Source organism: Pseudanabaena mucicola FACHB-723, assembly GCF_014696385.1.
Classification (GTDB): Bacteria; Cyanobacteriota; Cyanobacteriia; order Pseudanabaenales; family Pseudanabaenaceae; genus Pseudanabaena.
Map to the genome: position 1 here is coordinate 1 of NZ_JACJQB010000032.1, position 26,290 is coordinate 26,290.

General features: G+C 45.5%; 27 protein-coding genes. 13 read left to right on the forward strand and 14 right to left on the reverse strand.

From position 1 onward, the window contains the following. Positions 1 to 446 (forward strand): IS630 family transposase (locus H6F41_RS13780; protein WP_190401965.1); only part of this gene is annotated, 446 nt, incomplete at its 5' end. Here the strand turns inward: H6F41_RS13780 and H6F41_RS13785 are convergent. The 4 genes from H6F41_RS13785 to H6F41_RS13800 form a co-directional block, all read right to left on the reverse strand. Next, positions 443 to 2,794 (reverse strand): fimbria/pilus outer membrane usher protein, encoded by a 2,352-nt coding sequence (locus H6F41_RS13785; RefSeq protein ID WP_190404050.1) that lies wholly within the window; start codon positions 2,792 to 2,794, stop codon positions 443 to 445. The two genes, H6F41_RS13780 and H6F41_RS13785, sit on opposite strands and share 4 nt — an antisense overlap. Before the next feature lie 93 nt (positions 2,795 to 2,887). Then, positions 2,888 to 3,613 carry a fimbrial biogenesis chaperone gene (locus H6F41_RS13790; RefSeq protein WP_190404051.1) on the reverse strand — a complete coding sequence of 242 codons (726 nt, stop codon included), beginning with the start codon at positions 3,611 to 3,613 and terminating at the stop codon, positions 2,888 to 2,890. Between the two features lie 113 nt (positions 3,614 to 3,726). After that, positions 3,727 to 4,194: a hypothetical protein gene (locus H6F41_RS13795; protein WP_190404052.1), complete on the reverse strand. Its 468-nt coding sequence runs from the start codon at positions 4,192 to 4,194 to the stop codon at positions 3,727 to 3,729. Positions 4,195 to 4,351: 157 nt separating this feature from the next. Then, entirely contained in the window at positions 4,352 to 4,936 is a 585-nt protein-coding gene (locus H6F41_RS13800) for a hypothetical protein (protein WP_190404053.1), read from the reverse strand. Between the two features lie 365 nt (positions 4,937 to 5,301). On the opposite strand from H6F41_RS13800, the gene H6F41_RS13805 reads away from it, so the two are divergent. Then, complete coding sequence (locus H6F41_RS13805; protein ID WP_190404054.1) at positions 5,302 to 5,757, forward strand: DUF29 domain-containing protein; 456 nt, start codon at positions 5,302 to 5,304, stop codon at positions 5,755 to 5,757. Between the two features lie 63 nt (positions 5,758 to 5,820). Here H6F41_RS13805 and H6F41_RS13810 read toward each other — a convergent pair whose 3' ends face one another. The 10 genes from H6F41_RS13810 to hoxE form a co-directional block, all read right to left on the reverse strand. After that, the gene (locus H6F41_RS13810) at positions 5,821 to 6,366 is read right to left on the reverse strand and encodes a hypothetical protein (RefSeq protein WP_190404055.1); all 546 of its coding nucleotides are present in this window, start codon (positions 6,364 to 6,366) and stop codon (positions 5,821 to 5,823) included. A gap of 448 nt (positions 6,367 to 6,814) precedes the next feature. Further along, a complete protein-coding gene (locus H6F41_RS13815) occupies positions 6,815 to 8,473 on the reverse strand; it encodes a GMC oxidoreductase (protein WP_190404056.1) in 1,659 nt (552 codons plus the stop codon). A gap of 48 nt (positions 8,474 to 8,521) precedes the next feature. Next, positions 8,522 to 9,619: a hydrogenase formation protein HypD gene (hypD, locus tag H6F41_RS13820; protein ID WP_190404057.1), complete on the reverse strand. Its 1,098-nt coding sequence runs from the start codon at positions 9,617 to 9,619 to the stop codon at positions 8,522 to 8,524. Next, positions 9,616 to 10,251, reverse strand: a complete 636-nt coding sequence (locus tag H6F41_RS13825) for a phosphoribosyltransferase (protein ID WP_190404058.1) — start codon at positions 10,249 to 10,251, stop codon at positions 9,616 to 9,618. Before H6F41_RS13825 ends, hypD begins: the two co-directional genes overlap by 4 nt. A gap of 164 nt (positions 10,252 to 10,415) precedes the next feature. After that, on the reverse strand, positions 10,416 to 11,849 hold the full coding sequence (locus tag H6F41_RS13830; RefSeq protein WP_190404059.1) for a Ni/Fe hydrogenase subunit alpha: 1,434 nt from the start codon (positions 11,847 to 11,849) through the stop codon (positions 10,416 to 10,418). 76 nt (positions 11,850 to 11,925) lie between these two features. Continuing rightward, the gene (locus H6F41_RS13835; RefSeq protein ID WP_190404079.1) at positions 11,926 to 12,477 is read right to left on the reverse strand and encodes an NADH-quinone oxidoreductase subunit B family protein; all 552 of its coding nucleotides are present in this window, start codon (positions 12,475 to 12,477) and stop codon (positions 11,926 to 11,928) included. Further along, positions 12,474 to 13,190: a bidirectional hydrogenase complex protein HoxU gene (hoxU, locus tag H6F41_RS13840; protein WP_190404060.1), complete on the reverse strand. Its 717-nt coding sequence runs from the start codon at positions 13,188 to 13,190 to the stop codon at positions 12,474 to 12,476. Before hoxU ends, H6F41_RS13835 begins: the two co-directional genes overlap by 4 nt. Before the next feature lie 20 nt (positions 13,191 to 13,210). Beyond that, on the reverse strand, positions 13,211 to 13,591 hold the full coding sequence (gene psb28, locus H6F41_RS13845; protein ID WP_190404061.1) for a photosystem II reaction center protein Psb28: 381 nt from the start codon (positions 13,589 to 13,591) through the stop codon (positions 13,211 to 13,213). Next, entirely contained in the window at positions 13,588 to 15,222 is a 1,635-nt protein-coding gene (locus H6F41_RS13850; RefSeq protein ID WP_190404062.1) for a NuoF family protein, read from the reverse strand. The genes psb28 and H6F41_RS13850 overlap by 4 nt, the downstream gene beginning before the upstream one ends. A 2-nt stretch (positions 15,223 to 15,224) precedes the next feature. After that, positions 15,225 to 15,752 (reverse strand): bidirectional hydrogenase complex protein HoxE, encoded by a 528-nt coding sequence (gene hoxE / locus H6F41_RS13855; protein ID WP_190404063.1) that lies wholly within the window; start codon positions 15,750 to 15,752, stop codon positions 15,225 to 15,227. Between the two features lie 370 nt (positions 15,753 to 16,122). Here hoxE and H6F41_RS13860 point away from each other — a divergent pair, with 370 nt between their 5' ends. The 11 genes from H6F41_RS13860 (at position 16,123) to rppB (ending at position 26,129) form a co-directional block, all read left to right on the forward strand. After that, positions 16,123 to 16,641 (forward strand): hydrogenase maturation protease, encoded by a 519-nt coding sequence (locus tag H6F41_RS13860; RefSeq protein WP_190404064.1) that lies wholly within the window; start codon positions 16,123 to 16,125, stop codon positions 16,639 to 16,641. Beyond that, positions 16,608 to 16,949, forward strand: coding sequence for a hydrogenase maturation nickel metallochaperone HypA (hypA, locus tag H6F41_RS13865; RefSeq protein WP_190404065.1), 342 nt, complete (start codon positions 16,608 to 16,610; stop codon positions 16,947 to 16,949). The genes H6F41_RS13860 and hypA overlap by 34 nt, the downstream gene beginning before the upstream one ends. Before the next feature lies 1 nt (position 16,950). Further along, positions 16,951 to 17,763: a hydrogenase nickel incorporation protein HypB gene (gene hypB / locus H6F41_RS13870; protein ID WP_190404066.1), complete on the forward strand. Its 813-nt coding sequence runs from the start codon at positions 16,951 to 16,953 to the stop codon at positions 17,761 to 17,763. A gap of 69 nt (positions 17,764 to 17,832) precedes the next feature. Then, the gene (locus tag H6F41_RS13875; protein WP_190404067.1) at positions 17,833 to 19,404 is read left to right on the forward strand and encodes a mercuric reductase; all 1,572 of its coding nucleotides are present in this window, start codon (positions 17,833 to 17,835) and stop codon (positions 19,402 to 19,404) included. Between the two features lie 24 nt (positions 19,405 to 19,428). Further along, positions 19,429 to 20,397: an arsenosugar biosynthesis arsenite methyltransferase ArsM gene (arsM, locus tag H6F41_RS13880; RefSeq protein WP_190404068.1), complete on the forward strand. Its 969-nt coding sequence runs from the start codon at positions 19,429 to 19,431 to the stop codon at positions 20,395 to 20,397. A 2-nt stretch (positions 20,398 to 20,399) separates the two neighbouring features. After that, complete coding sequence (locus H6F41_RS13885) at positions 20,400 to 21,209, forward strand: sterol desaturase family protein (RefSeq protein ID WP_190404069.1); 810 nt, start codon at positions 20,400 to 20,402, stop codon at positions 21,207 to 21,209. A 2-nt stretch (positions 21,210 to 21,211) separates the two neighbouring features. Beyond that, entirely contained in the window at positions 21,212 to 21,955 is a 744-nt protein-coding gene (locus H6F41_RS13890) for a TVP38/TMEM64 family protein (RefSeq protein WP_190404070.1), read from the forward strand. A 290-nt stretch (positions 21,956 to 22,245) separates the two neighbouring features. Continuing rightward, the gene (locus tag H6F41_RS13895) at positions 22,246 to 23,010 is read left to right on the forward strand and encodes a ParA family protein (protein WP_190404071.1); all 765 of its coding nucleotides are present in this window, start codon (positions 22,246 to 22,248) and stop codon (positions 23,008 to 23,010) included. Further along, positions 23,007 to 23,957, forward strand: a complete 951-nt coding sequence (locus H6F41_RS13900; protein ID WP_242023047.1) for a ParB/RepB/Spo0J family partition protein — start codon at positions 23,007 to 23,009, stop codon at positions 23,955 to 23,957. Before H6F41_RS13895 ends, H6F41_RS13900 begins: the two co-directional genes overlap by 4 nt. Positions 23,958 to 24,094: 137 nt before the next feature. Beyond that, entirely contained in the window at positions 24,095 to 24,787 is a 693-nt protein-coding gene (gene rppA / locus H6F41_RS13905) for a two-component system response regulator RppA (protein WP_190404072.1), read from the forward strand. Then, positions 24,777 to 26,129 (forward strand): two-component system sensor histidine kinase RppB, encoded by a 1,353-nt coding sequence (gene rppB, locus H6F41_RS13910; protein WP_190404073.1) that lies wholly within the window; start codon positions 24,777 to 24,779, stop codon positions 26,127 to 26,129. The genes rppA and rppB overlap by 11 nt, the downstream gene beginning before the upstream one ends. Positions 26,130 to 26,290 lie beyond the last annotated feature (161 nt).

Genomic DNA, 26,290 nt, shown 5'->3' on the forward strand with positions numbered 1-26,290 from the left:
TTCCCTATGCTTGGCAAGAGAAAGGGACGGGTTTAAGCTTACCCAGTCAACGCAGTAAGAGGTTAAATGTCGTGGGTTTGATGAATCGAAACAATGACTTATCTGCTTATGTTTTTGAACGCAGTATCACCAGTGCAGTCATTCTCGCTTGTATCGATGACTTTGCTCGTCAATCTACCAAGCCAACAGTGATTGTTATGGATAAAGCCTCTATTCATACCAGTCAACTGATTCAAGAGAAATTAGAGCAGTGGAAGAACCAGCAAGTTGAGATTTTCCAGTTACCCCCTTATAGTCCCCAGTTGAACTTGATTGAAATTTTGTGGCGTTTCATGAAGTATGAGTGGATTGAACTCAATGCATATGAATCTTGGGAAAGTTTAGTCTCTTATGTTGAAAAAGTTCTTCGAGACTTTGGTTCAACTTATGTAATTAATTTTGCTTAGCTACTTAAGGTGAGCGGTTGCCAAGCTGGATCGGAGAGCGATCGCACTTCTCCTGCCTTGAGTGCGATCGCAATTCCCTTGGCATCGGCTAACACCCCACGAATGAATACATTTGCCTCTGTACCAAGACGAATCACCGTGCCACTCTTGTAACTGGGCAGCGTGAAATAAACAGGATTACCCACCTCAATCCCCGTAGGTGCATCGGGGACTTCTAGCAGGAGGCGCGAAACACTATAGGACGATAGGTTCGGGACAACTGCCGCCCCAAAACTATCGGCTCGGCTGAGGTATGTCCCCTGTCCATCAGGATTAACACCGACTATTTGCGAGGCTAACCCCTTCTCTGGCACAACCAGCGCAAAGCTATCACTGATCGGGCGCGAGAAGGCAACATTACCATCGGCAAATGCGATCGCAGTTCTGACACTCACAAGGGCATTGGCTTGGGTGCTATTGGACGAGAAGGAAAGATCGGGGGCAAGGTTCCAGATGGCGCGATAGCCTGTGTAGGTGAAGTTGGTATTGAGGCGATCGCTGCCACGGCTACGACTCAGCCCAAACGAGCCACTGAGGGACTCGCTCACCTGTGGCGTGCGGAAGCCCCAAGAGACTTGCTGGGTAGGACTATCGTTATTCCGAACCTCGGTACTGGCTTGAATCGGTTGTGAGCCTTGACCGAGATTGAGCTGCATATTCAGCAGGGCACGTTGTTCATTCACTCCTGTAGTATCAAGACTCTGGGATAGGGATAGATTGACCGATACATTGCCAAAGGATTTGGACAAGTCGAGACCGATGCGATAGGAATCGGGATTGTCGCGCCCAAAACGATACTGAGTGCTAAGCCCTGCACCGATGTCACCAAATAACTTTTGTCGATAAAAGGCTGACAGATCCAAGGCGGTCTTATTACTGGGAATTGCTTCATTGCCAAAGGTGATAAATCTTGCTCCGCGCTGCTCGGCACTTAGCCCAAAGGAGCGATCGGTATCCTTGGCATTAAAAAAGTCATAGCGTAGTCTCCATGCGTAATCTAAGCCAACGTTTTGATCATTACTAAGCGCCGCATCCCATGCGAAGTTACCGATTGCCGTGGCAAAAATCCCTTCCACTCCCAGCAATTGTTGGCGGCTAGTCGCTTGGGTATAGCCGCCAAGGGTGAAGACATTACTTACCCCCCAACGATGTGCCAAGGAGAGAATGGGTTTGGAAAGATCATAATTGCGGCTACCTGCAAGGGATTGCGAGGGAAATCCAAAACTATAGGCAAACTGCTGTACATTCGGAGCCAGCAAATTTGAAGCAACTGCCGAAGAGAAGTTAATCCGTTGCTCTTGTCCGCGATCATCGGTGACTAATAGCTCAATGTCATTAATGCCTGTCGTCAGGGGCAGTTGGCGCAAATCCTGTTGACCTGCGGGCAGGTTGAGGGTTTGGGCAAGCCGACCATTGGCAAAGACTTCCACCTTAGAGGGACGTTCTAAAAAGAACTCAAAGTTATTAACGGGACGGATGATTGTGTAGGGCTGTAATGAGAAGTTTCGCGCCGCCGCAATCCCCCCCACTGCGATCGCATTTTGAAAACCTGTGGTCGGAAAGCTGTAATCCCCTGCCAGATAGCGCACCGCATTGTCGGGGTCATCACGCACAATCCTGATATCCCCCCTTGTTAATTCGGGCTGTCCCTTTTCGGCAAATGACCAATTTCCTTCTAACACCCAATTATGGAAATTAACTGCCCCATCAAAACCTAAAAAGAAAGGTTGTCGCTGAATCCCTAAATTTTGATTGCTTGCCCAATTAAAGCGATCGCTGGCAAAAATATTTACATAGCCACTGAGGGGACTAACAGGCAGCGCGTCCTTGGCTTCAGGTGGCAGATTAGAGCGATCGCCCAAAACGTTAACCGCCCGCACCGCAGGACTAACCTGCAAAAACACTGCAAGGCGGCGTTCATCAAAGTTGGCTTCGATGCCATTTCTTTGTAAAACATCTACCCCCACGTCTTCGGCATTTGCGATCGCAGTCTGAATCTGACTCAAGATTTCAGGACGCAAAATTGGTGTGAGGGCAGTGATTACGGTCTGTGACTGGAGGCGAGTCTGTTGTGGCTGACTAGGAACAAAGGTGATGCGGATAGTAGCTTGTTCGCGATCATCAATGACTAAAGGAACAATTAGGGTTTGTTTGCTCGTATTGGTACGCGGACGACCAAACACCCGCTCAAAGGTTTCATCATCGCTATTAGGATCGGGAGGAGTTTGGGCAAGCGTATAGTCGGCTGTGAGCAAGTGCAGAAGACAGACAGCAATGTATAGATAGCTAAGTTTGATCACTCGACTCATGATGATTATTGTGATCTATACATTGCGATCGGCAAAAGCATTGGGCAGTATAGGGGCTTTAGGAAGGAATAACAACCAGACAAAACAATAATTCTAATTACCGCGATAGTAGTCGAAAGTGGCTGTAAGTTTACCATTGGGTAGACCTGCGGGACAGGGCAACGAAAATCGGCGTTTACCCCCTGCCAATATATTTTTACCTGCGACTTCTAAAATTTGTTTAGCCTCTAGCACCACAGAGTTAGATGGATTGCTGACAGGAGCAAGAGTGAGGCGAGGATTATTGAGAATAGCGTGAGCAGTTCCTTGATTGGCAAAAGTTAGTAATAATTTATTGCTGGTTTTACCTGCTTTGTCCGTCTCAGGCTCACAGACTGAACTTTCTAACACAACATCAGGTGAGACGTTAGGAGGGACAACGTAAACAGAGCCAATGTAAGCGAACAAAACTTTGATCGATACGGTTGTTGCGCCTTGGGTTTGAGTGATTTCGGTGAGATCGACAGGCAACTGCTCCGCAATAATGCGATAGGCAAGTTCTTGATTTGGGGGAGTATTTCCAACCCAAGTTACACGAATAGTTTGACGTTCCCCTGCCTTAACTAACATTTGTGGCGGATAGACAATGAAATCATCGTCAGCATCAGTAGTAATATCTTTGCCATCTATATCCATCTCCCGCTTGACCATCCGAATTTGGATAGCCGCAGATTTTTTCCCAGTGTTGGATACGACAAAAGATTGCGTTGCTCTTTGTCCAGTGGGGGCAAAGTTTATTTCTAATGGGCTAAAGGTAAAGGTGGCTTCGACTTGAGCCAAAGAAGGCATCGCTGCGAAAAAACTGCTGCTGCAACAGAGAGCAAGCATAGCCATGAATGACTTAGTTTTGAACATCACAAACTCTCCTAGAGAATAGATAAATAATACTTGGTTTATTTCGCGACAAGGATAAACGTAAGCTGATCGGCATATGTCCCTGCGGGTTTGGCAGAAATAGCAGTTTGAGAGATCTCGATCTGAATGTTGCGATTGCAGCCTGTTGGACTAATGCATTCTGTTATAGAATTACGATCTTCTAGAACTGTTAGCGCGGTTATTTGTTCCTTATTAACTCCATTGTAACTAAGTGTGTATGGAATTCTTTCTCCAGAACTGCGTTGAAGATTGCCTGAATTGAAAGACTGAACTTTAACAGTAAATCCTGTAGAGCTATCAGATATAACTTTCACGTTACCAATACTGGTTAATGGCAGCGCTGTATTTGGAATAAGTTGTAATGCTGAACCAATGGAATTGTAGCTAGAAGCAAAAGATATACTTTCTTCAGCATTTGCTGTAAATCCTGAAGAAAGATAGAATCCTGAAGCAATTAAAAAAGATATAGCTAAAGACTGGTTCATAGTGAAACTCTCTGCTTTCTGTAATACATCAATTCACCTATTGTGAAACAAATGAGTTACAAGAATTATCTTGTAACTCATTTGTCATTTAATGTTAACGAAATCGGTAAGATTTTGTAGTTTCAGGTTTCATATTTGAATTACTACAAAAGCCTTATTACTTACCTTCAATTGTGAATGTGATAGTGTCTCTGTAGAGACCAGCAGGAGCTGATTCGGTTCCTGCTCCAGCACCATCAATATCTGCGAAATTAGCTTTGATCGATACTGTTATATCAGGATCGGGGTCATTATTCGCTTTAACTTCATTTTCCGCACTCGACCAAACAGACTGGGCGGCAGTGGTTAGACCAAAATCGGTAGCGGCGGGAGTCGCAGGATTTCCAACTTTTGTACCAATTTTGGCAAGAGTTAATGTGTAGGGGACTAATACATCTCCTGCGGTTGAGGTTGTCTTCAAGCTGCCATTATTTGTACTAGCAGCCGAGATGATGTAGCCTGCGGCAGAATTAGAGACTACATTCAAAGTTCCTACAGGCTCTGCGGCTGCCATCGCTTCTTGTGCATCTACATTCAATCTAACTGGGACGAAAGTAACGCTTTGTGCGATACCATTGTTCACAACAATCTCTTCAGCCTTCGCAGAAGGAGCCAAAGCGAACACTGTAACCGAAGTCAAACCAATCGCAAGAATTGTACGTCCAGAAATCGAAACCAATTGACGAAGTGTAGTGAATAGCATAATCTTAACCCTCTCTTTCTGAAATCAATCAGAATAAAACTTTAATTAGGAATGGATAGCTTCATCTATCCTTTTGAGAAAGAACTTTAGAATTTCGGAAGACCATCTTTGATCTTTCCCCCCGTTCGGTCTCTTTGTTCTTCGATGTATTCAATATATCCCCAATACCTCGGCGCGTATATCAGGGTAAACCCTGATATTGAAATTTAAGAAACTGCCCTCATCCCCCAAACCCTTCTCCCAGAACGGGAGAAGGGGAGCAAGAGATCTTTCTGATGCCTCTCTCCCTACATGGGAGACGGGCTAGGGGTGAAGGTATATATAAATAATGCTATAAATTGGGTGATAGCAAAGGAGGAAAATGCATGACTCAGGCGATCGCTCGGAAATCCTTATATGAAGCTGACTTCTTGCTATGGACTCAAGATACCGTAGCCAAGCTCAAGGCTAAAGATTATGACAATTTGGCCATAGAGAACTTAATCGAGGAGATCGAAAGCTTGGGTAATTCCTATCGTGATGAGTTAGAAAGCCTCCTCGAAACCTTATTAGCCCATTGCCTCAAACGACTCTATGTAAATATGCCCTATTGCTTCAATGGTTGGCAAAATACCATCAAAGAGCAACGCCGCCGCATTGCCCTCAGACTAAGAAAAACCCCTAGCCTCAAAGCCGTTTGGGACGAAATTTTTGATGATGCTTGGAAACTGGCTTTAGGTTCAGTTCGAGATCATTACGAGCCTAAAGGCTATCCCATACCCGATACATGGCAATTTGGGCGCGATATTGACTCAATGCTCAATGTTAATTTCTGGGAATAATAAAACCGAAATATTTTGAAAAGCGTTGCTTCGCAACGCTTTTCAAAATATTTCGGGGCTTTCTCACTGATTAGTCAACGTAAAAGTCAACATATCCGAATATAGCCCCGCAGGTCGGCTCTGTACCTGTGACTGCGAGATGGAGATTTTGACATTGCGATCGCAACCAGAATCATCGGCACAATTACTATCAAATCCACTATTTTCGACCACCTTCTTAATCGTGATCTGCCCTTGATCAACATCGTTGTAATTCAAGCTATAAACCATCAACTCTGTCCCTCCCAACCGCTTCAAAGCACCCGCATTCGCCGACTCCACCTCTACTTTAAAACCGCCACTCGTATTGGACTTCACATTCACATTCCCCACACTGGTCAAAGCCAATGCCGTATTTGGTGACAAATTAATTGGTGAGCCAATCCCCGCCGTTGAGATAAACGTAATTGAGTTCAAAGTCCCCAAAGTGCCATTGATCGTATCCGAAGAAATGTTATTTGCTTGAGCAATATCTGCGCCCAGAGCCAAGACCACGCCACAACAGCCCAAGGACAAAAAGGACAAATATGTTCGGGCAAGTTTCGACCCAAATTTAACAAAGATAGCCATAACAATTCTCAGATTGGATAAGTCCTGTAGCCCCATCGTAAACCATATTTTCCCTTTTAATTTTGAGGTAGGAGTAGAGCATTTGCACCACTATTTCGCAACTTCCATCAAAATCTCGCTCCGCAAATGCTCTACCCTCTTCGCTGAGAATTGCCTAAATCAAAAAAAAAAGGGCGGAAGGACATCCTCCCACGCTAGAGATAGCACCATAGTGCCATAGTCTCTAAAACCCTTTTAAACAAGAGAGGTATTGGGGATGCCCCCAACACTGATTGTGTAAACCTCAAAACCTTGTTCGCTTATTCAACAATTTTATTAATAGATTACGTTCTAATTAGGGTTGTTAAATCTACCCTATATCAACAATTATCGACCTCTCTCAAGTCTTTGTCCTATTAACAATTTACCAAAATTGATTGGTTCTGAATATCAGGGGAAACCCCTAGTTTTAAAACCCACTCCGCAACTGCGCCGCTATAAACTCACTTGCCCTTGCCGTAATTGCCATCTCTGTCAAAGTTGGGCTTTGCCAACCTGCCGAAGCCCAACAAGCACCATCAGTGACAAACAAATTCGGTGCTTCCCAAACTTGATTATGGCGATTCACTACCGAATTCTGAGGCGTAGTTCCCATTCTCGCGCCGCCCACCTCATGGATGTAATAACCAGGGGGAGCAGAAAAAGCCATGGTTTCTTCCATGCGGCTCACAAAGTCACCAAAGACAGGGACATGAAACATCTCCGTTAGCTTCATGTTTTTACCGCCCGCAAGTTTGATAATTTCATCAATCTGTTGGTGCATATGCTCTAGCATCAGGTGCTCATTTTCTGACCAAGCACATTCGATATGCGGTACAGGAATTCCCCACGCATCGACAACATCATTACTTAACTGAATGCGATTGCTATGGCGTGGTAACACCTCACCATGGGCAATCAAAAAGCCAATCGAACCTGAGCCAACCTTACGGACAATGCTGGGCAAGTCAAAACGCTGCACACCTCCCCAAATGCCATAACCCCGTAAGAATTTTTCTTGCTGAGCGGTGAGGTTGCAAAAACAGGGGATAAAGAAGCTGTCACAACCCGACAGATCAAAGGTTTTGGGTTGCTTGATATGTGGCAAGAAAAAGAAAGTTGAGGTGGAAACGTGATCCATGAGATAGCACCCCAACATACCCGATGGATCGGTTAAGCCCGCAGGTTGATATTTCTCAGTGGAATGCAACAGAATCCGCACCGACTCAATCGTGGAAGCACATAGCACCACTGTCCGCGCTAAGACCTCATGGGTGGTTTTGGTATTGCGATCGCAATAAACAACTCCCCTTGCCTTGCGCGTATCCGCATCAAAGACAACATGGCTGACCACAGCATCCGATCGCAAAGTTACATTACCCGTTGCCATCGCTGCCTTGAGCGAAGAACCAAGGCTAGAATATTGCGGCCAAGGTTGCTCTGGGCTAGGGCGATGTAGCCCAAAACCTCGTGAGGGAATCAGGCAACGATCAGACCAATTATTCTCCACCACTTGTTTAATGTGCAGCTCCGCAGGGGTAAGGGGTAAGGTAGTTTGATAGTCCCCATCGGGCAGTTGCGCTAATCCATCACGGCTACCGCGCACCTCAAAAAATTGTTCCAATTTGCTGTAGTAAGGGGCAAGATCATCATGACAGATCGGCCAGTCCTGCTCATGACCATCACGACTCGCTGCCTTAAATTCATAGTCCGATAACCGCAACGTAATGCCGCCCCAAGTTAAGCTCTTGCCGCCCACCTGACGACCACGTATCCAGTAAAAGGGTTGATCATCGGGGGTGGTGTAGGGATTATCTTTTTCGTCAGTAAATAGGTCGGGGTTGGCTTTCCAATAACCAGGATGCATTGATTGGTAAGACTGACGTTTTGCGATCGCAAGATTGTAAAAGCGCTTTGCCATGTCCCTGACTGGATGACCCAGATCTGCCTTGGCATCAGGGGTGCGACCTGCTTCTAGGACAAGGACTTTCAGACCACGCTCACTAAGTTCTTTGGCGGCGACACCACCATTAGCGCCAGAGCCAACCACGATTGCATCATAAATTTCTGGAGAGGGAGCGGTACTCATCGATGACAGTCCTTAAAGTCCTTAAATAGTTTCTAGCTTTTAGCTTTATTAGCGACAGCTATAGTATGCAGCACATGCCCCCTCAGAGGAAACCATCGGCGCACCAAGGGGATGCTCTGGGGTGCAGAGAGTCCCAAAACTAGGGCATTCATGGGGTTTGCGCGTTCCCTGTAAAATTAATCCACTAATGCAACGCGAAGATTCTTGAATCTCTCCTGCACAGGGATGATCTAAAGACTGGCAATTAAAGCGAATCTGAGCATCAAAATGACGATACTTCTCTCTGAGTCTCAAGCCACTATTAGGAATGATCTCTAACCCTCGCCATTGTCGCGCTGTTGGCTCAAACACCTCTTGGATCATGGCGATCGCCCGTTGATTGCCTGCTTTTTTAACGGAACGTGCATATTGATTTTCCACTTCCGCTTTACCTGACTCCAACTGCTGCACACAAAGATAAATTCCTTGGAGAATATCAATCGGTTCAAATCCTGTCACCACGATGGGAACTTGATATTTGACTGCGATCGACTCATATTCCTGATAGCCCATGACCGTACAAACATGTCCCGCCGCCAAAAAACCCTGCATGGTATGGTCAGGATTACTCAAAATTGCTTCCATAGCTGGCGGCACAAGCACATGAGCGCAGAGAATCGAGAAATTATCTAGCCCTAATTGAGCAGCTTGAGCGACAGCTAGAGCCGTAGTTGGGGCAGTAGTTTCAAAACCAACGGCAAAAAATACCACTTCGCGATCGCAATTTTGTTGTGCCAGTTTCACCGCATCGAGGGGTGAATAAACAATCCGAATATCTGCCCCTGCCGCCTTGGCACTGAGCAAATCCGTAGTGCTACTAGGCACACGCAACATATCACCAAAGGAGCAGAAAATTACTTTCGGATTAGCGGCAATGGTGATTGCTTGATCAATCAAATTAATTGGAGTCACACAAACAGGACAACCCGGCCCATGAATGAGGCTGATTTCCTTGGGAATCAGTCGATCTAGTCCATGCTTCACGATCGCATGGGTTTGTCCGCCGCAGATTTCCATTAATGTCCAAGGGCGAGTTATCAGCTTGGCAATCGCCTCTGCATATTCCTGAGCAATTTTGCGATCGCGATATTCATCTATATATTTCATCTATTTGCCGATTGAAAACAGGATAGGGCTTCCGCCGTTGTCACTTCCGCAAAATTACGATAGAAAGAACCAACACTCATAAAACCATCGGGCTGTAACAAAACAATCGCCCGATCAATCTGCTCCTTGACAATGCTCGGTATATGCCGAGGTGATACGGGTGCGACTACCCAAATTTCCTTGTAGGGTTTATCTTTCATTGTGGCAGCGATCGTGGCAATGGTTGCACCTGTAGCAATGCCATCATCCACCAAAATCGCCGTTGCCCCTGTAACGTCTAAATTAGGACGGAAAGGCGCAAAAGTCAGCAAGAGTGCCTCAGCTTTATTCCGAGCCTGTTGAATCGCTTGCGACCATTCACCCGCATTGCAATATCTTTGTCCCGTTTCTAAACCCTGACCATCGGCTGTCACCGCTCCAATTGCCGTTTCCAAATTTGGGCGCAATACAATTTTTTTGGCGATCGCCACATCAAGGGGGCAACCTAGTTTTTTGGCAATCGGCGCAGCCACAATCACACCACCACGGGGAATTCCATACACAATCGGATTAATGGGATGGGCTTGGGCAATCACTTCTGCCAACTGCAAGCCTGCGTGATACCGATCTTGAAATAGTTTACTTGCTTCCATGGTGAACTCCATCATTAGCTAGAAAAAACTAGACACAAAATGACGCACTGCTCACCCTAATTTTAGATCAGTTCAAAGCCTACATCTGCATACAAATCAGTAAATTTATCTTCCAAGTCAATTCGCAATAATCGCAAGCGATCTTGACCTTCCTACCATTAGCCCTAATCATTGCGCCGTATCTCTTTTAATACCGTGCGATGATCGCTACCAATTAATTGTACTTGCATTGGCATCTGACCATAGGCATGAGTTGAACAACTCAGGCATGGGTCGAAATTGCGAATTCCTGCCTCCACACGATTGAGGAAACCTTCCGACACATCACCATTGTGAATGTAATGCTTAGCAATTTGGGCAACAGTTTTATTCATCGCTAAATTATTGTGACCCGTCGCAATAATCAAATTCACCTTTTTAATAATGCCATTCTCATCGACATGGTAATGATGGAATAGTGTCCCCCGTGGCGCTTCGCTCACACCAATACCTTCGAGGGCATTGATTCCTGCTTGGGCGCGAGTATGACTAGACATCACATCAGGATCTTCCACAAGCTCAGCAATCTTTTCTAAAGCGGCAAGAATCTCAATCAATCTTGCATAGTGATAGAAGAATGAAGAGGTAGCAACCCTACCACCACTGCGATCGCGAAATTCCTGTAACTCCTGATTAGCTTTTGGGGTATCGATATATTCGCAAACATTCAACCGCGCCAGAGGCCCCACGCGATAAATTCCATCGGGATAGCCAAGGGGTTTGTAATAGGGGAATTTGAGATATGACCAAGGCTCAACCGCTTCACCGATATATTGTTGATAATCATCTTCACTGAGATGATCGGCGACGATCTGCCCTTGACTATCCACAAAGCGAATATGTCCGCCGTAATGTTCCCATTCGCCATTCTTGCCAACTAAGCTCATAAAGAGGGATGGAAATTTACCAAAGACATCTACTTCCGTTTGCAGTTCATTTAATAAATTTTTGAACAAGGCTAAAGCATTCTCAATCGTGGCTAGAGATTCGGGAATGCGATCGCAAATCCATGTCCTTCCCTCCTCACTCAGAGGTGAGCGCACACCACCCGCCACTGCCCAAGCCGTATGAATTTTCTTTGCCCCTAAAATCTCAATAATTTGCTGACCAAATTGACGTAAACGAATGCCACCCCTAGCCAGATCGGGATTTGCTGCCATAAGCCCAAATACATTGCGTGTCGCAGGATTGCTATCCCAACCGAGCAGAAAATCAGGAGAACTAAGATGGAAAAAAGAAAGGGCATGGGATTGGGTGATTTGCGCTAAATTCATCAAGCGGCGCAGTTTTTCACCCGCAGGGGGAATCTTGACAGCTAATAACTTATCCCCTGTTTTCGCAGATGCTAATAAATGACTAACGGGACAAATTCCACAAATGCGCGAGGTGATTCCCGCCATTTCCCACATAGGGCGACCTTCGCAAAACTTCTCAAAGCCACGATATTCCACCACATGAAAATGTGCATCCGATACTTCGCCAAGGTCATCCAGAAAGATCGAGATTTTGGCATGACCTTCAATGCGAGTGACGGGATCAATTACTACTGTTCTTGCCATGACTAGACTCTCTAAGTATTTATTTCTTTTTCCCCTCTCCCACAAGGAGAAGGGCTAGGGGTGAGGGGGATAAAGACTATCCAAACTTAATCATTTCGCGCCCTTCCATCAGTGGCATTTCACCCTTTAGCAAAGGTGCGATCGCAGATTTAATCCGATCCGCCGATGGTGGACAGCCCGGAATATACATATCCACTTTCACCACCTCATGGACGGGCATCACTTTTTCTAAAAGCTCTGGCACAATTCCGGGGGCGTAGGGTAACTGCGGCGTAACATCACCGAGTTCTAAATAGCTGCGCCGTAGCACCATATCCGCATTGTCACCGCCCATCATATTTCGCATTGCAGGGACATTTGCCGTAACTGCACAGTCACCAAAGGAAATTAGGAATTTTGTTTGCTTACGGATTTTGTGAATTAGTTCCAGATTTTCCTCATTTGCGATCGCACCTTCCACAAGGCAAACATCAACATTTTCGGGATAGTCCTTAATATCAGCGATCGGGCTATGCACGATATCAGCATATTTCACCAATTCAAATAGCCATTCATCCAAATCCAAAAAGGACATATGACAGCCCGAACAACCCGCTAACCAAACTGTTGCTAATTTAATCTTTTCTATCTTGTCCATTGTTTCTGTTCCCTTGCTTTGACGATAAATTCGAGCTTAGTGCGATCGCGTTCCATTTCGCCAACAGCAGAACCTTTATCAAAAATCGCTCCCGTTGGGCAAGCATCCACACATTTTCCGCAAGATGTACAGGCATTGACCTCACCCCAAGGCTGATCGAGTCCCGTAATCAAGCGTGATTGTGCGCCGCGATTTGCCACATCCCAGACATGTGCTCCTTCGATTTCATCGCATACCCTGACACAGCGTGTACAGAAAATACAACGATTGCGATCGATGCCAAATAAATCATGGGACAAGTCCACATCACGCTGCGGAAACTGATAGGGAAATCGCGAATGTTCCATCCCCGTGGCGATCGCCATATTTTGCAGTTCACAGTTACCATTAGCCACACAGACCGCACAAACGTGATTGCCCTCCGCAAATAGCATCTCCACAACCATTTTGCGATAGTTCTTCAACTGGTCAGTATGGGTTTGCACTTCCATACCTTCAGCAACTTGGGTAACACAAGCCGCTAGTAATTTATTACTGCCCTTGACTTCCACCATGCAGAGGCGACAGGCTCCGACATCGCTCACACCTTCTAAATGGCAGAGAGTAGGGATAGTAATTCCTGCTTCTTTTGCTGTGGCGAGAATGCTTTTGCCCTGCTCGGCAGCAACTTCGATATCATTAATTTTGAGGGTGACGACTGACATTTTTATTTACCTTCATGACATTAAGCATCAGGATTACTCGTAAATTCCCAGCCATTGGCTGCGGAATAACGTTCCATAAAGCGCATAAATCGATCCCAATGTGCCGTAGAGCTGACATCAAAGACAATCTCAATTTTGGCTAACTCTTCGTCATCACCTTTATCTTTCCAAAACAGTTTGGAACTTCTCGGTTCAATGGAAATCACACCTTCACTATCAACGAGACGAATATCATTAAAGGAAGCCTTAGCAAAACTGTTCGCACCTTGTACTGCCTTGATATTCACAAAGGTCATTTTTACGGAATTTTCACCCGTTTTGCGATCGCGCCTTAGTCTTACATCACTCAACTCTTCAGGAATACCAGCAAAAAATTCAATTGATGGGGTTATAGAGTTCATGATTTTACCTCTTTAATCAACTGCAAATAATCATCACGAAAGTGACGCAAGGTACTCACAATCGGATTGGGAGCAGATTGTCCTAATCCGCACAGGCTCATGGATTTGACCATGCCGCAGAGTTCTTCGAGGCTAGCGAGATCGGCTTCTGTCGCATTGCGATCAATAAATTTGCTGAGTAACTGATGCAGTTGCACCGTACCCGCCCGACAGGGCACACATTTACCGCAAGATTCATCCATACAGAATTGAATGAAAAATCGCGCCATATCAACCATGTTGGTGTTTTCATCCATGACCACCATGCCACCCGAACCGATGATCGAGCCAAGGGCTTGCATCGCTTCATAATCGATGGGCGTATCAAAGGCTGAGGCAGGAATACAACCTCCTGACGGGCCGCCTGTCTGCACTGCCTTTACCTTGCCACCACTTGCCGTGCCGCCGCCCATATCTTCAACAATTTGGCGGAGGGGAATACCCATTGGCACTTCCACTAGTCCTGTATTCGCGATATTGCCTGCGAGGGAAAATACCTTGGTGCCTTTGCTCTTTTCTGTGCCGATGCTGGCATACCATGCGCCGCGATTGCGAATGATCGGGACGATATTGGCGAAGGTTTCCACATTATTGATCAGGGTCGGTGCGCCCCATAGTCCAGATTCGGCGGGATAGGGAGGACGAGGGTGGGGAATGCCGCGACCGCCCTCAATGGAGGCAATTAGCGCCGTTTCTTCACCGCAAACATAAGCCCCTGCGCCAACCCGCACATCAATCTTAAAGTCAAAGGTAGATTCAAAAATTTGACTGCCAAGAATGCCCTGTTGCTTAGCTTGCTGAATCGCCAAACGGATATGCTCAATCGCTGGGGGATATTCAGCCCGCACATAGACATAGCCATGGGTTGCACCCACAGCATAGGCGGCGATTGCCATGCCTTCCAGCACTCGATGCGGATCACTTTCTAAAATACTGCGATCCATAAATGCCCCTGGGTCACCCTCATCGGCATTACAGATCACATATTTTTGTTGCGGCTGATTGGGATTTTGCGACTGACTACGCCGCCGATCCTGCATTTTGGCAACCGTTGCCCATTTCAAACCTGTAGGATAGCCCGCACCACCACGCCCCCGTAAACCACTGCGGGTAACTTCATCAATTACTTGCTGTGGAGTCATTTCATGGAGGGTGCGATAGAGCTGGCGATAGCCACCAACCGCGATATAGGGCTCGATGCGGGTGGGATCAATTTGTCCAATATGTTCTAAGACAATCCGCAACTGTTGCTTAAAAAATGGATGCTCGAGATCGCCAACTGTGGCAGTGACGTTACCACCCTTTAATCCACTCACAATCGAAGCTGCTTGATCATCCCTAACCTGCTCATAGAGAACAAGGGCAGAATCGATCGCCACTAAAGGCCCACGTCCGCAAAAGCCCATGCAGCCAACACTCACCACCTCAGCAGTGTCGGCTAAGCCTTCGGCATTAATCGCTGCCTCAAGTCGATCGCGCACTGCTAACGAGCCAGAGGCTTGACATCCGCCCGAAGTGCAACAACGAATCCGAATACTCTTTTGTCGATCGCGTTCTTCCTTAGCAATTTGTAATAGCCCTTCAATATCCATATTTACGACTCCTCGATCCAGCTTTTGACCGTGGCTAAGACCTGCTCAGGGGTCTGTTGGCGGGATATATGTCCGTCATAAATCGCCGCAGGTGCAACCCCGCAGTTACCAATACAGCGCTCGACCCGCAGAAATACTTTGCCATCTGGCGATCGCATTCCTGCTTTAAGCCCTAATTCTTGTCTCAGAATATCAAGCAATGCTTTCCCCCCCTTGGTGTAGCAAGCAGTCCCTAGACAAATAGAGCAGGTATGTTTGCACTTAGGCTGTACAGAAAATAAATGATAGAAAGTAGCAACCCCATAGACCCGACTCAGGGGCATTTTTAATTCTCTGGCGATGTAGGTGAGGACATCCTTTTCGAGATAGCCAAACTGCTCCTGTGCCTTGTGCAATACTTCAATCAGGGCATCTTGACGGCTACGGTGTTGACGAATTGTTAAATCAAGAGCTTGGAAACGCGGATCTTGCGATCGCAATCGGAGTTGCGCTTCTTGATGAGTGGTTGGAAAAGTCTGTTGTGTTGGCATGATTACCCCATCCTGTTAACTCATGACCGTTAGCAAATTGCCAAATTTGAAAGCATTCTGCACTGCTTTTATTTTCTGACTTTTAGTTAGGGGCAAATCAAAAGGGCAGTAAAACTTAATTTATGTTTTACATAAGTTTTTGTTCAACAATATTTGTTTACAAAAAGCTTCACACTAATTCATCAATTAGATGCAAGTTTAAAAAATCTCGCAATGAAGGTTTTGCTAAGAGAATAAATAAAGGTATTGCTTCACAATGCCTTTATTTAGGATTTAATTTCTATTAATTTTACTGAAGAGAAATGTATAAATACAATCACTAGCGAGACAATAAATACAATCCTATTTATGTCTTATCTAGGTTAAAAAATTGGCTAATTCTAATTTTGGATCAATTCTCGTAATTGGCTATGGTAACTCCCTTAGAAGTGATGACGGAGCAGGGTGTCAAGTCGCTGATATCGTCGCTAGTTGGCATTTACCTTACGTGCGATCACTCACAGTACATCAACTCACTCCCGAATTAGCAGAACCAATCGCCGCTTCTGAATTAACAATTTTTATTGATGCCTATGCAGGAGAATTTATCAAGAAGCGCGACAAATTAGCCATCCAAGTCAAAAAGATTGCGATCGCAAAATCTGAACTAGTTACTCATGGGAATTCTTCAATCTTGACAGGGGTTGGACATTTTTCTGATCCGCGATCGCTGCTATTACTATCACAACAAATCTATGGCAAAACACCGACTGCCTACACATTATTATTACCTGCCGTAAATTGGGAATTTGGCGAACAGATATCGGCGGTCACTCGTAAAAGTATTGAGCAAGCTGTTGATTTTCTCAGAAACCTATGCACGAAATTAGTATCATCCAGTCAATGCTAGACATTGCCTTTGACCAAGCCCAAAGTCAAGGCGCAAATCATATCCATCAACTACGTCTGCGCGTAGGCATTCTTTCAGGAGTAGTTCCTGAAGCCTTAAAGTTCGCCTTTGATGCTTGTACCAAAGATACGATCGCCGCCGATGCCAAACTGGAAATCGAATGGGTCAAGGCAATCTGCTACTGTCCGCAATGCCATGCCGAATTTTCGCCCCATGATTGGGTTTATGTTTGCCCTCGTTGCGAGCAGCTCAGTCACGAAATTCGCCAAGGTCGAGAACTACAATTAGTCTCTTTGGAGGTTTCTTAATATGTGTCAAGATTGCGGCTGCGGTGATATTCCTGAAGGAATGGTACAGATACATACCCATCATGATCATGCCCATGGGCATGACCACAATCATGATCACGGGCATAGCCACAATCATGATCATTTCCATCCTCACGATCATCTGAGCTTAGAGAATAATCGCCGCACCATTGCCGTTACCCAATCAGTTTTATCCCAAAACGATCGCCTTGCCGAGCGCAACCGTGGCTACTTCATGGCGAAAGGGTTAGGCGTTTTAAATATGCTATCTTCCCCTGGTGCTGGCAAAACTGCCCTCCTAGAACGCACCCTCACAGAATTACAGGATCGCTTACCCGCCGCCGTAATTGTGGGCGATCTAGCAACGGATAATGATGCCGCCAGATTAAGGCGATCGGGGGCGGAAGTGATTCAAATTACAACGGGGTCAGTTTGCCATTTAGAAGCAGACATGATCGCTCAAGCCTTGCAGCAAATGCACCTTGACGGTGTGAAATTATTAGCGATCGAAAATGTTGGCAATCTCGTCTGTCCTGCTGCCTATGATCTAGGCGAAAAGTTGCGCGTAGTTATCTTTTCGGTCACCGAAGGCGAAGACAAACCCTTAAAGTATCCTGTCATGTTCAAGACAGCAGATATCGTGGTGATTAGCAAAATTGACTTAGCGGAAATTGTGGAATTTAACCGAGATCTCGCACTCCAGAATATTCGCCAGATCGCGCCACAGGCAAAAATTATCGAACTATCGGCAAAAAGTGGGGAGGGAATGCCCGCTTGGTGTAACTTGATCGAGAGCTGCTGCCAAGTATATTAGAAACTAAAACCCAAGAACGAGTGACGGTACATCGCGCCACCAATCGTTCTTGAAGCTATAGTTTTAACCATGAAAAACTTCTATCAAGACTCCAATCAAGATTTAGATAATTACCAATCATTCCTACAACCCATGGATGACTATAATCAAGCCCTGCTTGCTGAAGTCCATCCTAGCAATTGGATCAATCCCACCCCAGCACCATGCTATGACTTGGTGGTAATTGGGGCAGGAACAGCAGGACTAGTCGTTGCCGCAGGAGCGGCAGGACTAAAACTAGGTCTAAAAATTGCGCTCATCGAAAAGCATCTCATGGGCGGCGATTGCCTTAATTTTGGTTGCGTTCCCTCAAAATGTATCATTCGTTCATCACGAGTAGCTGCCGATATCCGCGATGCTGCCGCCTTTGGCATTCATCCCCCTAGCCCTATTGAGATTGACTTTGCCGCAGTCATGCAAAGGATGCGTCAACTGCGATCGCAAATTAGTCACCATGACTCCGCAACTAGATTTCAAAATCTGGGCGTTGATGTATTTTTCGGGTCGGCAAAATTTATCAATGACCATACCGTAGAAGTCAATGACTCCCAATTACGGTTCAAGAAAGCAGTGATCGCCACAGGAGCAAGGGCAGCCCATCCTCAAGTAACAGGACTAGCAGAAACAGGATATCTCACTAACGAAACCGTCTTTAATCTCACCGAACGTCCTCAACGTCTCGCCGTGATTGGTGGTGGCCCAATTGGGTGCGAACTGGCGCAAGCCTTTCAGCGTTTAGGTTGTGCCGTCACCTTAATTCATAAAAATGTTCACCTGCTCGATTGTGAAGATGCCGATGCCGCCGAAATTATTCAAACCACTTTATTGCGTGAAGGTATTCAGGTTTTGCTGAAGGCAAAGCTGGAACGGGTGGAGCAAATAGGGACAGAAAAGGTCATTCACTACCAACAAGATGGAGTAGTCAAGAGCGTCTGTGTCGATCAGATTTTGGTTGGAGCAGGGCGCGTCCCCAATGTCGATGGCTTAAATCTAGAAGCGGCAGACGTAAAATATGATTCGCATCAAGGCGTGATGGTCAATGACTATTTGCAAACCAGCAATCCGAAAATCTATGCCGCAGGCGATATCTGCTCATCTTGGAAGTTTACCCATGCCGCCGATGCCGCCGCCCGTATCGTGATCAAAAATACACTGTTCTCTCCCTTTGGCATCGGGCGCAGCAAAGTTAGTGATCTCGTTATGCCTTGGGTAACTTTTACCGATCCTGAAATTGCCCATGTGGGCATGTATGCCGAGGATGCGATCGCAAAAGGCATTGCCACTAGTGAGATTAAAATTCCCTTTACATCAGTTGATCGCGCGATCTTTGATGGCGAGACGGAGGGCTTTGTGAAAATATTGCATCAACAGAATTACGATCGCATTCTCGGTGCGACGATTGTGGCGCGTCATGCTGGCGAAATGATTAGCGAAATTAGTTTTGCGATCGCATCCAAGCAGGGATTAAATTCATTATCCAAGGTGATTCATTCCTATCCCACCCAAGCCGATGCCATCAAAAAAGCCGCCGATGCCTATCGCAAGACCTTACTCACTCCCCGCACTCAATCGATTTTAAAAATATTAGCTAAGCTTAGTTAAGTAGTTCAATATCAACAAATAACCATGACCTATCTCGAAACCACTGCCAAATTTTATGCAGAAGCCGCCGAAAGTCCTCAAATTGGACTGTGCTGCATTAGCACCCCACCTTTACAATTTCCTGATCTCAAAATCCCTCAAATCATCTACCAGATGAACTATGGCTGCGGCACAACCATCCAACCTACCGAACTCGTAGGTTCACCAACGGTGCTATACATCGGTGTTGGTGGTGGTCTAGAAGCATTGCAATTTGCTTACTTCTGTCGTCGTCCCTCCGCAGTTATTGCCGTTGATCCAGTTGCAGAAATGCGTGCAGCCGCCACCCGTAACCTCCAACTCGCCGCCCAAGAAAATGCGTGGTTTGATCCAAGCTTTGTCAAAATCCTTGATGGTGATGCCTTCGCTCTACCTGTCCCCGATGCCTCGGTAGATGTGGTCGCCCAAAATTGCCTCTTTAATATTTTTGAACCTGCGGACTTACAAAAAGCATTAAAGGAAGTCTATCGAGTTCTCAAGCCTAAGGGTAGATTAATCATGAGTGACCCCATCGCTACTCGTCCAATTCCTGCACATCTGCAAGCCGATCAACGACTCCGCGCCATGTGCATTTCAGGAGCAATGACCTATGCGGAATACACCCAACATCTGATCGATGCTGGCTTTGGACAGGTAGAAATTCGCGCCCGTCGTCCCTATCGCCTCCTTGATACCCATAGCTTTGACTTAGATCAGCCTTTGTTATTAGAAAGTCTTGATTCCGTATCGTTTAAAGTTCCCATTCCTGCGGATGGTGCTTGTATCTTTACTGGCAAAACTGCCATTTATCAAGGACAAGACGAACTACTCGACGATCATGCGGGTCATGTATTACTCTGCAGCAATCCGATCGCCGTTTGCGATAAAACTGCAGCAAAGCTCGGCTCACAATTCCCCCAAAAGGTGCTCATCACAGATTCCACTTGGCATTACAACGGCGGGGGCTGTTGCTAACCATGGCAAACGAAGTGCTGATTCGTTTATCTTTTTTCTTGGGTACGTTAATCCTAATGACGCTGTGGGAAATACTTGCCCCACGAAGACCACTCCTGATTTCTAAACGACTGCGTTGGTTTAGTAACCTCAGTTTAGTAGTTTTGAATACGTTGATCCTCAGAGCAGTTTTTCCCTTAGCGGCAGTAGGTGCGGCGGCGATCGCCAGTGCTAAAGGGTGGGGACTCTTTAATGTTATTTCCCTTACCGAATGGCAAGCTGTACTGCTATCGGTGATCGCCTTAGACCTGATCATCTATTTCCAGCATGTCATCTTTCACAGCTTGCCCACACTCTGGCAACTCCACAAAGTCCACCACTGCGATCGCGATTTTGATGTAACCACAGGGCTAAGATTTCACCCCATCGAGATCTTGTTATCCATGGGCATCAAAATTATCGCGATTACATTACTCGGTGCGCCGCCTACCGCCGTGATCATTTTTGAAATTTTGCTCAACTCCACATCCTTGTTTAACCATGGCAATGTCGGCTTGCCACCCAGCCTCGATCGCTTGCTGCGATTGTTTGTAGTTACTCCCGACATGCACCGCATCCATCATTCCATCATCACCAAAGAAACTAATAGCAATTTTGGCTTTAATTTACCTTGGTGGGATTATCTATTCGGAACTTATCGCGCCTATCCTGAAAAGGGACAGCAAGAGATGACCATCGGGCTAGCCGAATATCAAAACACTCTTCAGGTGGAACAATTACCTTGGATGCTGTTACTTCCTTTTTTGAAGATATCCAACAGGAGCCAGACATAATTATGAATGCTAGGCATAAACAACTAACTCAGTTTACTTCTTGCCTGTTTTTGATTGCGATCGCAATTTTGTTACTATCAGCTCCCGCCTTTGCCGAGACCGCAACCGCAACTCAAGGGTTTAATCCTCAAGAATTACTGCGCGAGTCGTTGAAATGGATCAACAGCTTAGGATATATCGGCGGCATTGTCTTTATGTTGATTTACATCATTGCCACCGTCGCTTTTTTACCAGGATCAATTTTAACGTTGGGGGCAGGCGTAGTATTTGGAGTAGTAGTTGGCACAGTCTATGTATTTATCGGCGCAACCTTAGGATCAATCGCCGCTTTTTTAGTCGGTCGTTACTTAGCACGGAGTTGGGTCGCTCAAAAGATTGCAGGAAATTCCAAATTCACAGCGATCGATCGTGCCGTTGCCCATGAAGGCTTCAAAATTGTCCTGTTAACCCGACTCTCACCGATCTTTCCTTTTAACTTACTTAACTATGCCTTTGGGATTACAGGAGTCAGCCTCAAAGACTATACACTTGCCTCCATCGGCATGTTTCCGGGAACTGTGATGTATGTCTATATCGGATCATTAGCAGGAGATCTGGCGAGAATTGGTGGAGACAATCCACCAACCGAACCTACTCTGCAATGGATCATTAGGATTGTCGGATTTATTGCCACAGTTGCCGTCACCATCTATGTGACTCGCATTGCTCAAAAAGCTCTTGCCGAAAAGGTTAGTGGAGAAAGGTGAAAAAATTTCTGTAAGTAGCTATAGCAATTCTCATACTGGTGAGGTAAAGACAAAGAAATTCAGCCCCTTGTTTAGCTAGCTTAATCTGTACCTTGCTAGGCTAGAAACCCCTATACAGACTGGATTATAGGTTTTATAGTCTTACATTCAGTCGCCCTCCCTCATTTAAAAATCATAAAAATAATGGACAAAATACTTTGACCATCGTGTTTGAGGTGTTGGAATATCTATCACCAAAGTCAACACAAACCGCTATGCTTGCTTGTAATAAATGTCATAAAATGCTACCCATGACACATGTAATTGCATTTTTCAACCAATCAGGTGGCGTTGGCAAAACCACGATTACTCAAAATATTGGATATCAACTCACCACCAAAGGATACCGAGTCTTGCTACTCGACATGGATCCTCAAGCTTCCCTGACAACATTTATGGGCTTAGATGTTGCTCAACTAGACAAAACTATTTATGACGCACTGGTATCAGAAACCGATGAACCTTTAGCAATTTTGCACGATTTGCACAGTATGGACTTGTCGCCCGCCAATATCATTTTGGCAAATGCTGAACAGGAGCTAGTGCTAGCCGATCAACGGGAATTGCGCTTAAAATTGCCACTATCACAGGTGCTAGACAACTATGATTTTGTGTTGATTGATTGTCCCCCTAGTCTTGGCATCCTTAGTCAGATCAGCCTTGTAGCTGCCACAGAAATTATTGTGCCAATTCAAACTCAATTTAAGGCTTTGATGGGTACAGATTTTCTGCTCAGTACCGTCAAAAAAGTGCAACGAAGGCTCAATAAAACCTTAAAAATCGCAGGTTTCATTCCGACGATGTACTCTTCGGCAAATGCCCTCGATCAGCGCACCCTTGAAACAATTATTGAGCAATTATCGCCGATCGCGCAGGTGTTTTCTCCAATTCCCCGAGCCACTGCCATTGCGGAAGCGTCAGAATATGGGAAGCCCCTAGCAATCTCACCGAAGAGAAACACTGCAATTTTAGACATTTTTGAAGAGATTACCATTGCCCTAGAGAAACTATCATGACCATGAAACCAAAGTTGAAGCCAAATGCTCATCGCATCAAGCTCAAAAATGTTGCTCTATTTGATGAACAAGATGCTGATATCAAGGGTGAGTCAACTAATGCGATCGCAATTTCCAAGATCGTTTTACCAAGCCAACAACCGCGCCACTATTTTGATCCTGACAAAATGGCATCCTTAGTCGATTCCGTCCGTACCCATGGCATTCTTGAACCAGTGCTATTGCGATCGCTAGATAATGGAACCTATGAATTAGTCGCAGGGGAACGTCGATATCGGGCGGCTCAAGAAGTTGGGCTAGAGCAAATCCCTGCGGTAGTGCGGCAGATGAGCGAAATAGAGGCTTGGCAAATTGCCCTAATTGAGAACCTGCAACGCGAGGATATTAACCCCGTTGAAGAGACGGAGGCAATTTTGCAGCTATTAGGCTTAAAGCTGAGTCTGCCGATCGATGCCGTCAAGTCACAGCTTTATCAAATGCGACACATTTCCCGTGGCGAAGTTGACCAGAGCGCTTTGACGAATCCTGAAAATATCGAAACAATTAAGACAGTATTTAATTCCGTAGGTTTGAAATGGGAGTCTTTTATCACTTCTCGGCTACCACTTTTAAAGCTCCCCTTTGAAGTGTTGGAGGCTCTGCGCCAAGGGAGACTAGAGTACACCAAGGCTCATGCAATCGCAAAGATTAAAGATGCCACCGCAAGGCAACAGATGTTAAATACGGTCATCGAGGAGGGATTGTCTTTAGTCCAAATTCGCGATCGCATTACGGCGTTGCCCCAAGTTAGCAATTCTCACCAAAATGAAAATAGTTTTAAGATTCAAGTCGATCACACTTTGCGATCGTTAAAAAAATCAAAGATTTGGAGTGATCCGACAAAACAAGAACGCCTCGCCCAATTGATGCAGCAAATTGAAGAGCTAATTACTGATGTAGCAAAGTAAGAGTTAGCTAGGACAAAATCAAAACCCAAGAAGTGAGTTGCGACGCAACTCACTTCTTGGGTTTCTAAGCAAAACTTTGATTGCTATATTTAATACACAAATCAATCTGCTTGATCTAAGATATATGAGTATTAGATGTGAAGATTTTACTTGCTGAAGATGAACTTGACTTAGGCAATGCGATCCAACGCAGTCTCAAGCAAGAGAAATATATTGTTGATTGGGTTAAGGATGGGGAAGAAGCTTGGGCGTATCTCGACAACCAACCCACTGAATACAGCGTCGTCATTTTAGATTGGATGCTGCCTTATCGATCGGGTATTGAAATCTGCAAGCAATTGCGTCAAGCCCACAATCCTATCCCTGTCTTGATTCTGACCGCAAAAGATCGCATTGAAGATCGGGTAACAGGACTAGACGCTGGGGCTGATGACTATTTAGTAAAGCCCTTTGGCATGTTAGAACTATTGGCAAGATTGCGAGCCTTACAAAGACGCTCACCCCAGATCCAATCTCCACAATTAGAAGTTGCTAATCTGATTCTGGATTATAGTAGCTCGACCATCAGCAGTATTGATCCACAGGGCAATCGTCAGAGTATTCAACTAACCGCCAAAGAGTTTCAACTCTTGGAATACTTCATGCAACATCCCAATCAAATCTTGACTCGCGATCAAATTATCAGTCGGCTCTGGGAAGTCCAAGCAGAACCCGAAAGCAATGTGGTTGCCGCCCAAATTCGCTTGCTGCGCCGCCGTCTCGCCGAGCATGGTCATGGGAAATTAATTGAAACAATCTATGGTCTAGGGTATCGGCTCAATGCACCATAACCGCATTTTCCTGAAAGCACGCATATCCCTAGCACTGTGGTATGCAGGGGTGATGGGAGCAATTTTAGGGTTAGCAGGACTAGGTGCTTATCAAGTGATGGCTCATGCCCATTGGCAAGGTGTTGATCAAGAATTAGCCGCCGTATCGGGCAATCTCCATGATGCCCTAGAGCCAAATCTAAACCAGTCAGGAGAAATTAGCATTGATGTCCAACAAATTTTGCCCAACCTCTGCATTATCGGTACAGTTTGCGCAAAGGAAGGCAATCGCCATGTTTTAGGCATCACCCAACATAAAAGTTACTACATCAAGCTTTTGGATAACTCAGGTCGCGTCCTTGCTACCGTTGGTAATCCTCTAGGGTCATCATCTTTGCCCCATACAGTGACAGCATGGCAAACTCTTAGTGATACACAGGGCAACCGCTATCATCAAGTGTCTTTATCACTCAAAAATCGTGTAGGAGAACCTTGGGGATATATCCAAGTAGGTCGCTCTCTCCAAGATTATGACCAACACCTCCAAGAGTCAAAACTCGCCCTACTAACAGGACTACCGATCACATTTTTGCTGGTGAGTATTGCTAGTTGGTATTTATCAAGCAAGGCAATTCGTCCTGTCTATACTTCCTATCAACAAATTCAGCAATTTACCGCCGATGCCGCCCACGAAATCCGCACCCCTCTTGCTTCTATCCGCGCCACCGTGGAGTCAGTCCTATTAAGTAACCAAATTTCTGAAGCAGATACCCGTGAAACTCTCCAAACCATTAATCGTCAGACAGTCCGACTCTCGCAGTTAGTCCAAGATTTGCTGATGCTGTCGCGCATGGACGTACAAGCTCCCCTGCCAATCCAAAAATCCTGTTGTCTGAATGATATCATCAGCGACTTAATCGAGGAACTAGCAGCAATCTCGATGCAGGCAAAAATCACGATTAAATTAAAATTAATCAACCATATACCTATTTACGCAATTGGAAATGAAGAACAAATCTATCGCCTAATTTTCAACATTTTCATTAATGCCATTCATTACACCCCCGCAGGTGGCACAGTTCAAATTGCTCTTGACACTAGCGATCGTCATGCTGTTGTCCGCATTGATGACAACGGCATCGGCATCAACGCTGAAGATTTGCCCCATATTTTTGATCGCTTTTATCGCGCCCACAGTGATCGCTCCCGCCAAACAGGTGGCACGGGGCTAGGGCTAGCAATTGCGATCGCAATCGCCAAATCGCACCATGGCAATATTCAAGTTAATAGCCAACTAGGCAAAGGCAGTAGTTTCAGCATTCGCCTACCTCTTTGCGATCGAGCCAATTGCGATCGCACGTAGTGATTTTCTGCTCAATTTATTGCTCTTAATTTATCTAAAATATTTATAAGCCAAGTCAATTTTAGGCAAATTAAAATTAAATTTCAAAATTTTGTGGATCATAGTTTGATCTATCAATGTATGCTTGATCTCAGTTTCTTTATTCACGAGAGGTTACAAAA

Bases quoted from the DNA above. Each gene is read 5' to 3' on its own strand.
- H6F41_RS13785 (WP_190404050.1), bottom strand. From the start codon at position 2,794: ATGAGTCGAGTGATCAAACTTAGCTATCTATACATTGCTGTCTGTCTT.
- H6F41_RS13795 (WP_190404052.1), bottom strand. From the start codon at position 4,194: ATGAACCAGTCTTTAGCTATATCTTTTTTAATTGCTTCAGGATTCTAT.
- H6F41_RS13800 (WP_190404053.1), bottom strand. From the start codon at position 4,936: ATGCTATTCACTACACTTCGTCAATTGGTTTCGATTTCTGGACGTACA.
- H6F41_RS13805 (WP_190404054.1), top strand. From the start codon at position 5,302: ATGACTCAGGCGATCGCTCGGAAATCCTTATATGAAGCTGACTTCTTG.
- H6F41_RS13810 (WP_190404055.1), bottom strand. From the start codon at position 6,366: ATGGCTATCTTTGTTAAATTTGGGTCGAAACTTGCCCGAACATATTTG.
- H6F41_RS13815 (WP_190404056.1), bottom strand. From the start codon at position 8,473: ATGAGTACCGCTCCCTCTCCAGAAATTTATGATGCAATCGTGGTTGGC.
- hypD (WP_190404057.1), bottom strand. From the start codon at position 9,619: ATGAAATATATAGATGAATATCGCGATCGCAAAATTGCTCAGGAATAT.
- H6F41_RS13825 (WP_190404058.1), bottom strand. From the start codon at position 10,251: ATGGAAGCAAGTAAACTATTTCAAGATCGGTATCACGCAGGCTTGCAG.
- H6F41_RS13830 (WP_190404059.1), bottom strand. From the start codon at position 11,849: ATGGCAAGAACAGTAGTAATTGATCCCGTCACTCGCATTGAAGGTCAT.
- hoxU (WP_190404060.1), bottom strand. From the start codon at position 13,190: ATGTCAGTCGTCACCCTCAAAATTAATGATATCGAAGTTGCTGCCGAG.
- psb28 (WP_190404061.1), bottom strand. From the start codon at position 13,591: ATGAACTCTATAACCCCATCAATTGAATTTTTTGCTGGTATTCCTGAA.
- H6F41_RS13850 (WP_190404062.1), bottom strand. From the start codon at position 15,222: ATGGATATTGAAGGGCTATTACAAATTGCTAAGGAAGAACGCGATCGA.
- hoxE (WP_190404063.1), bottom strand. From the start codon at position 15,752: ATGCCAACACAACAGACTTTTCCAACCACTCATCAAGAAGCGCAACTC.
- hypA (WP_190404065.1), top strand. From the start codon at position 16,608: ATGCACGAAATTAGTATCATCCAGTCAATGCTAGACATTGCCTTTGAC.
- hypB (WP_190404066.1), top strand. From the start codon at position 16,951: ATGTGTCAAGATTGCGGCTGCGGTGATATTCCTGAAGGAATGGTACAG.
- H6F41_RS13875 (WP_190404067.1), top strand. From the start codon at position 17,833: ATGAAAAACTTCTATCAAGACTCCAATCAAGATTTAGATAATTACCAA.
- arsM (WP_190404068.1), top strand. From the start codon at position 19,429: ATGACCTATCTCGAAACCACTGCCAAATTTTATGCAGAAGCCGCCGAA.
- H6F41_RS13885 (WP_190404069.1), top strand. From the start codon at position 20,400: ATGGCAAACGAAGTGCTGATTCGTTTATCTTTTTTCTTGGGTACGTTA.
- H6F41_RS13890 (WP_190404070.1), top strand. From the start codon at position 21,212: ATGAATGCTAGGCATAAACAACTAACTCAGTTTACTTCTTGCCTGTTT.
- H6F41_RS13895 (WP_190404071.1), top strand. From the start codon at position 22,246: ATGACACATGTAATTGCATTTTTCAACCAATCAGGTGGCGTTGGCAAA.
- H6F41_RS13900 (WP_242023047.1), top strand. From the start codon at position 23,007: ATGACCATGAAACCAAAGTTGAAGCCAAATGCTCATCGCATCAAGCTC.
- rppB (WP_190404073.1), top strand. From the start codon at position 24,777: ATGCACCATAACCGCATTTTCCTGAAAGCACGCATATCCCTAGCACTG.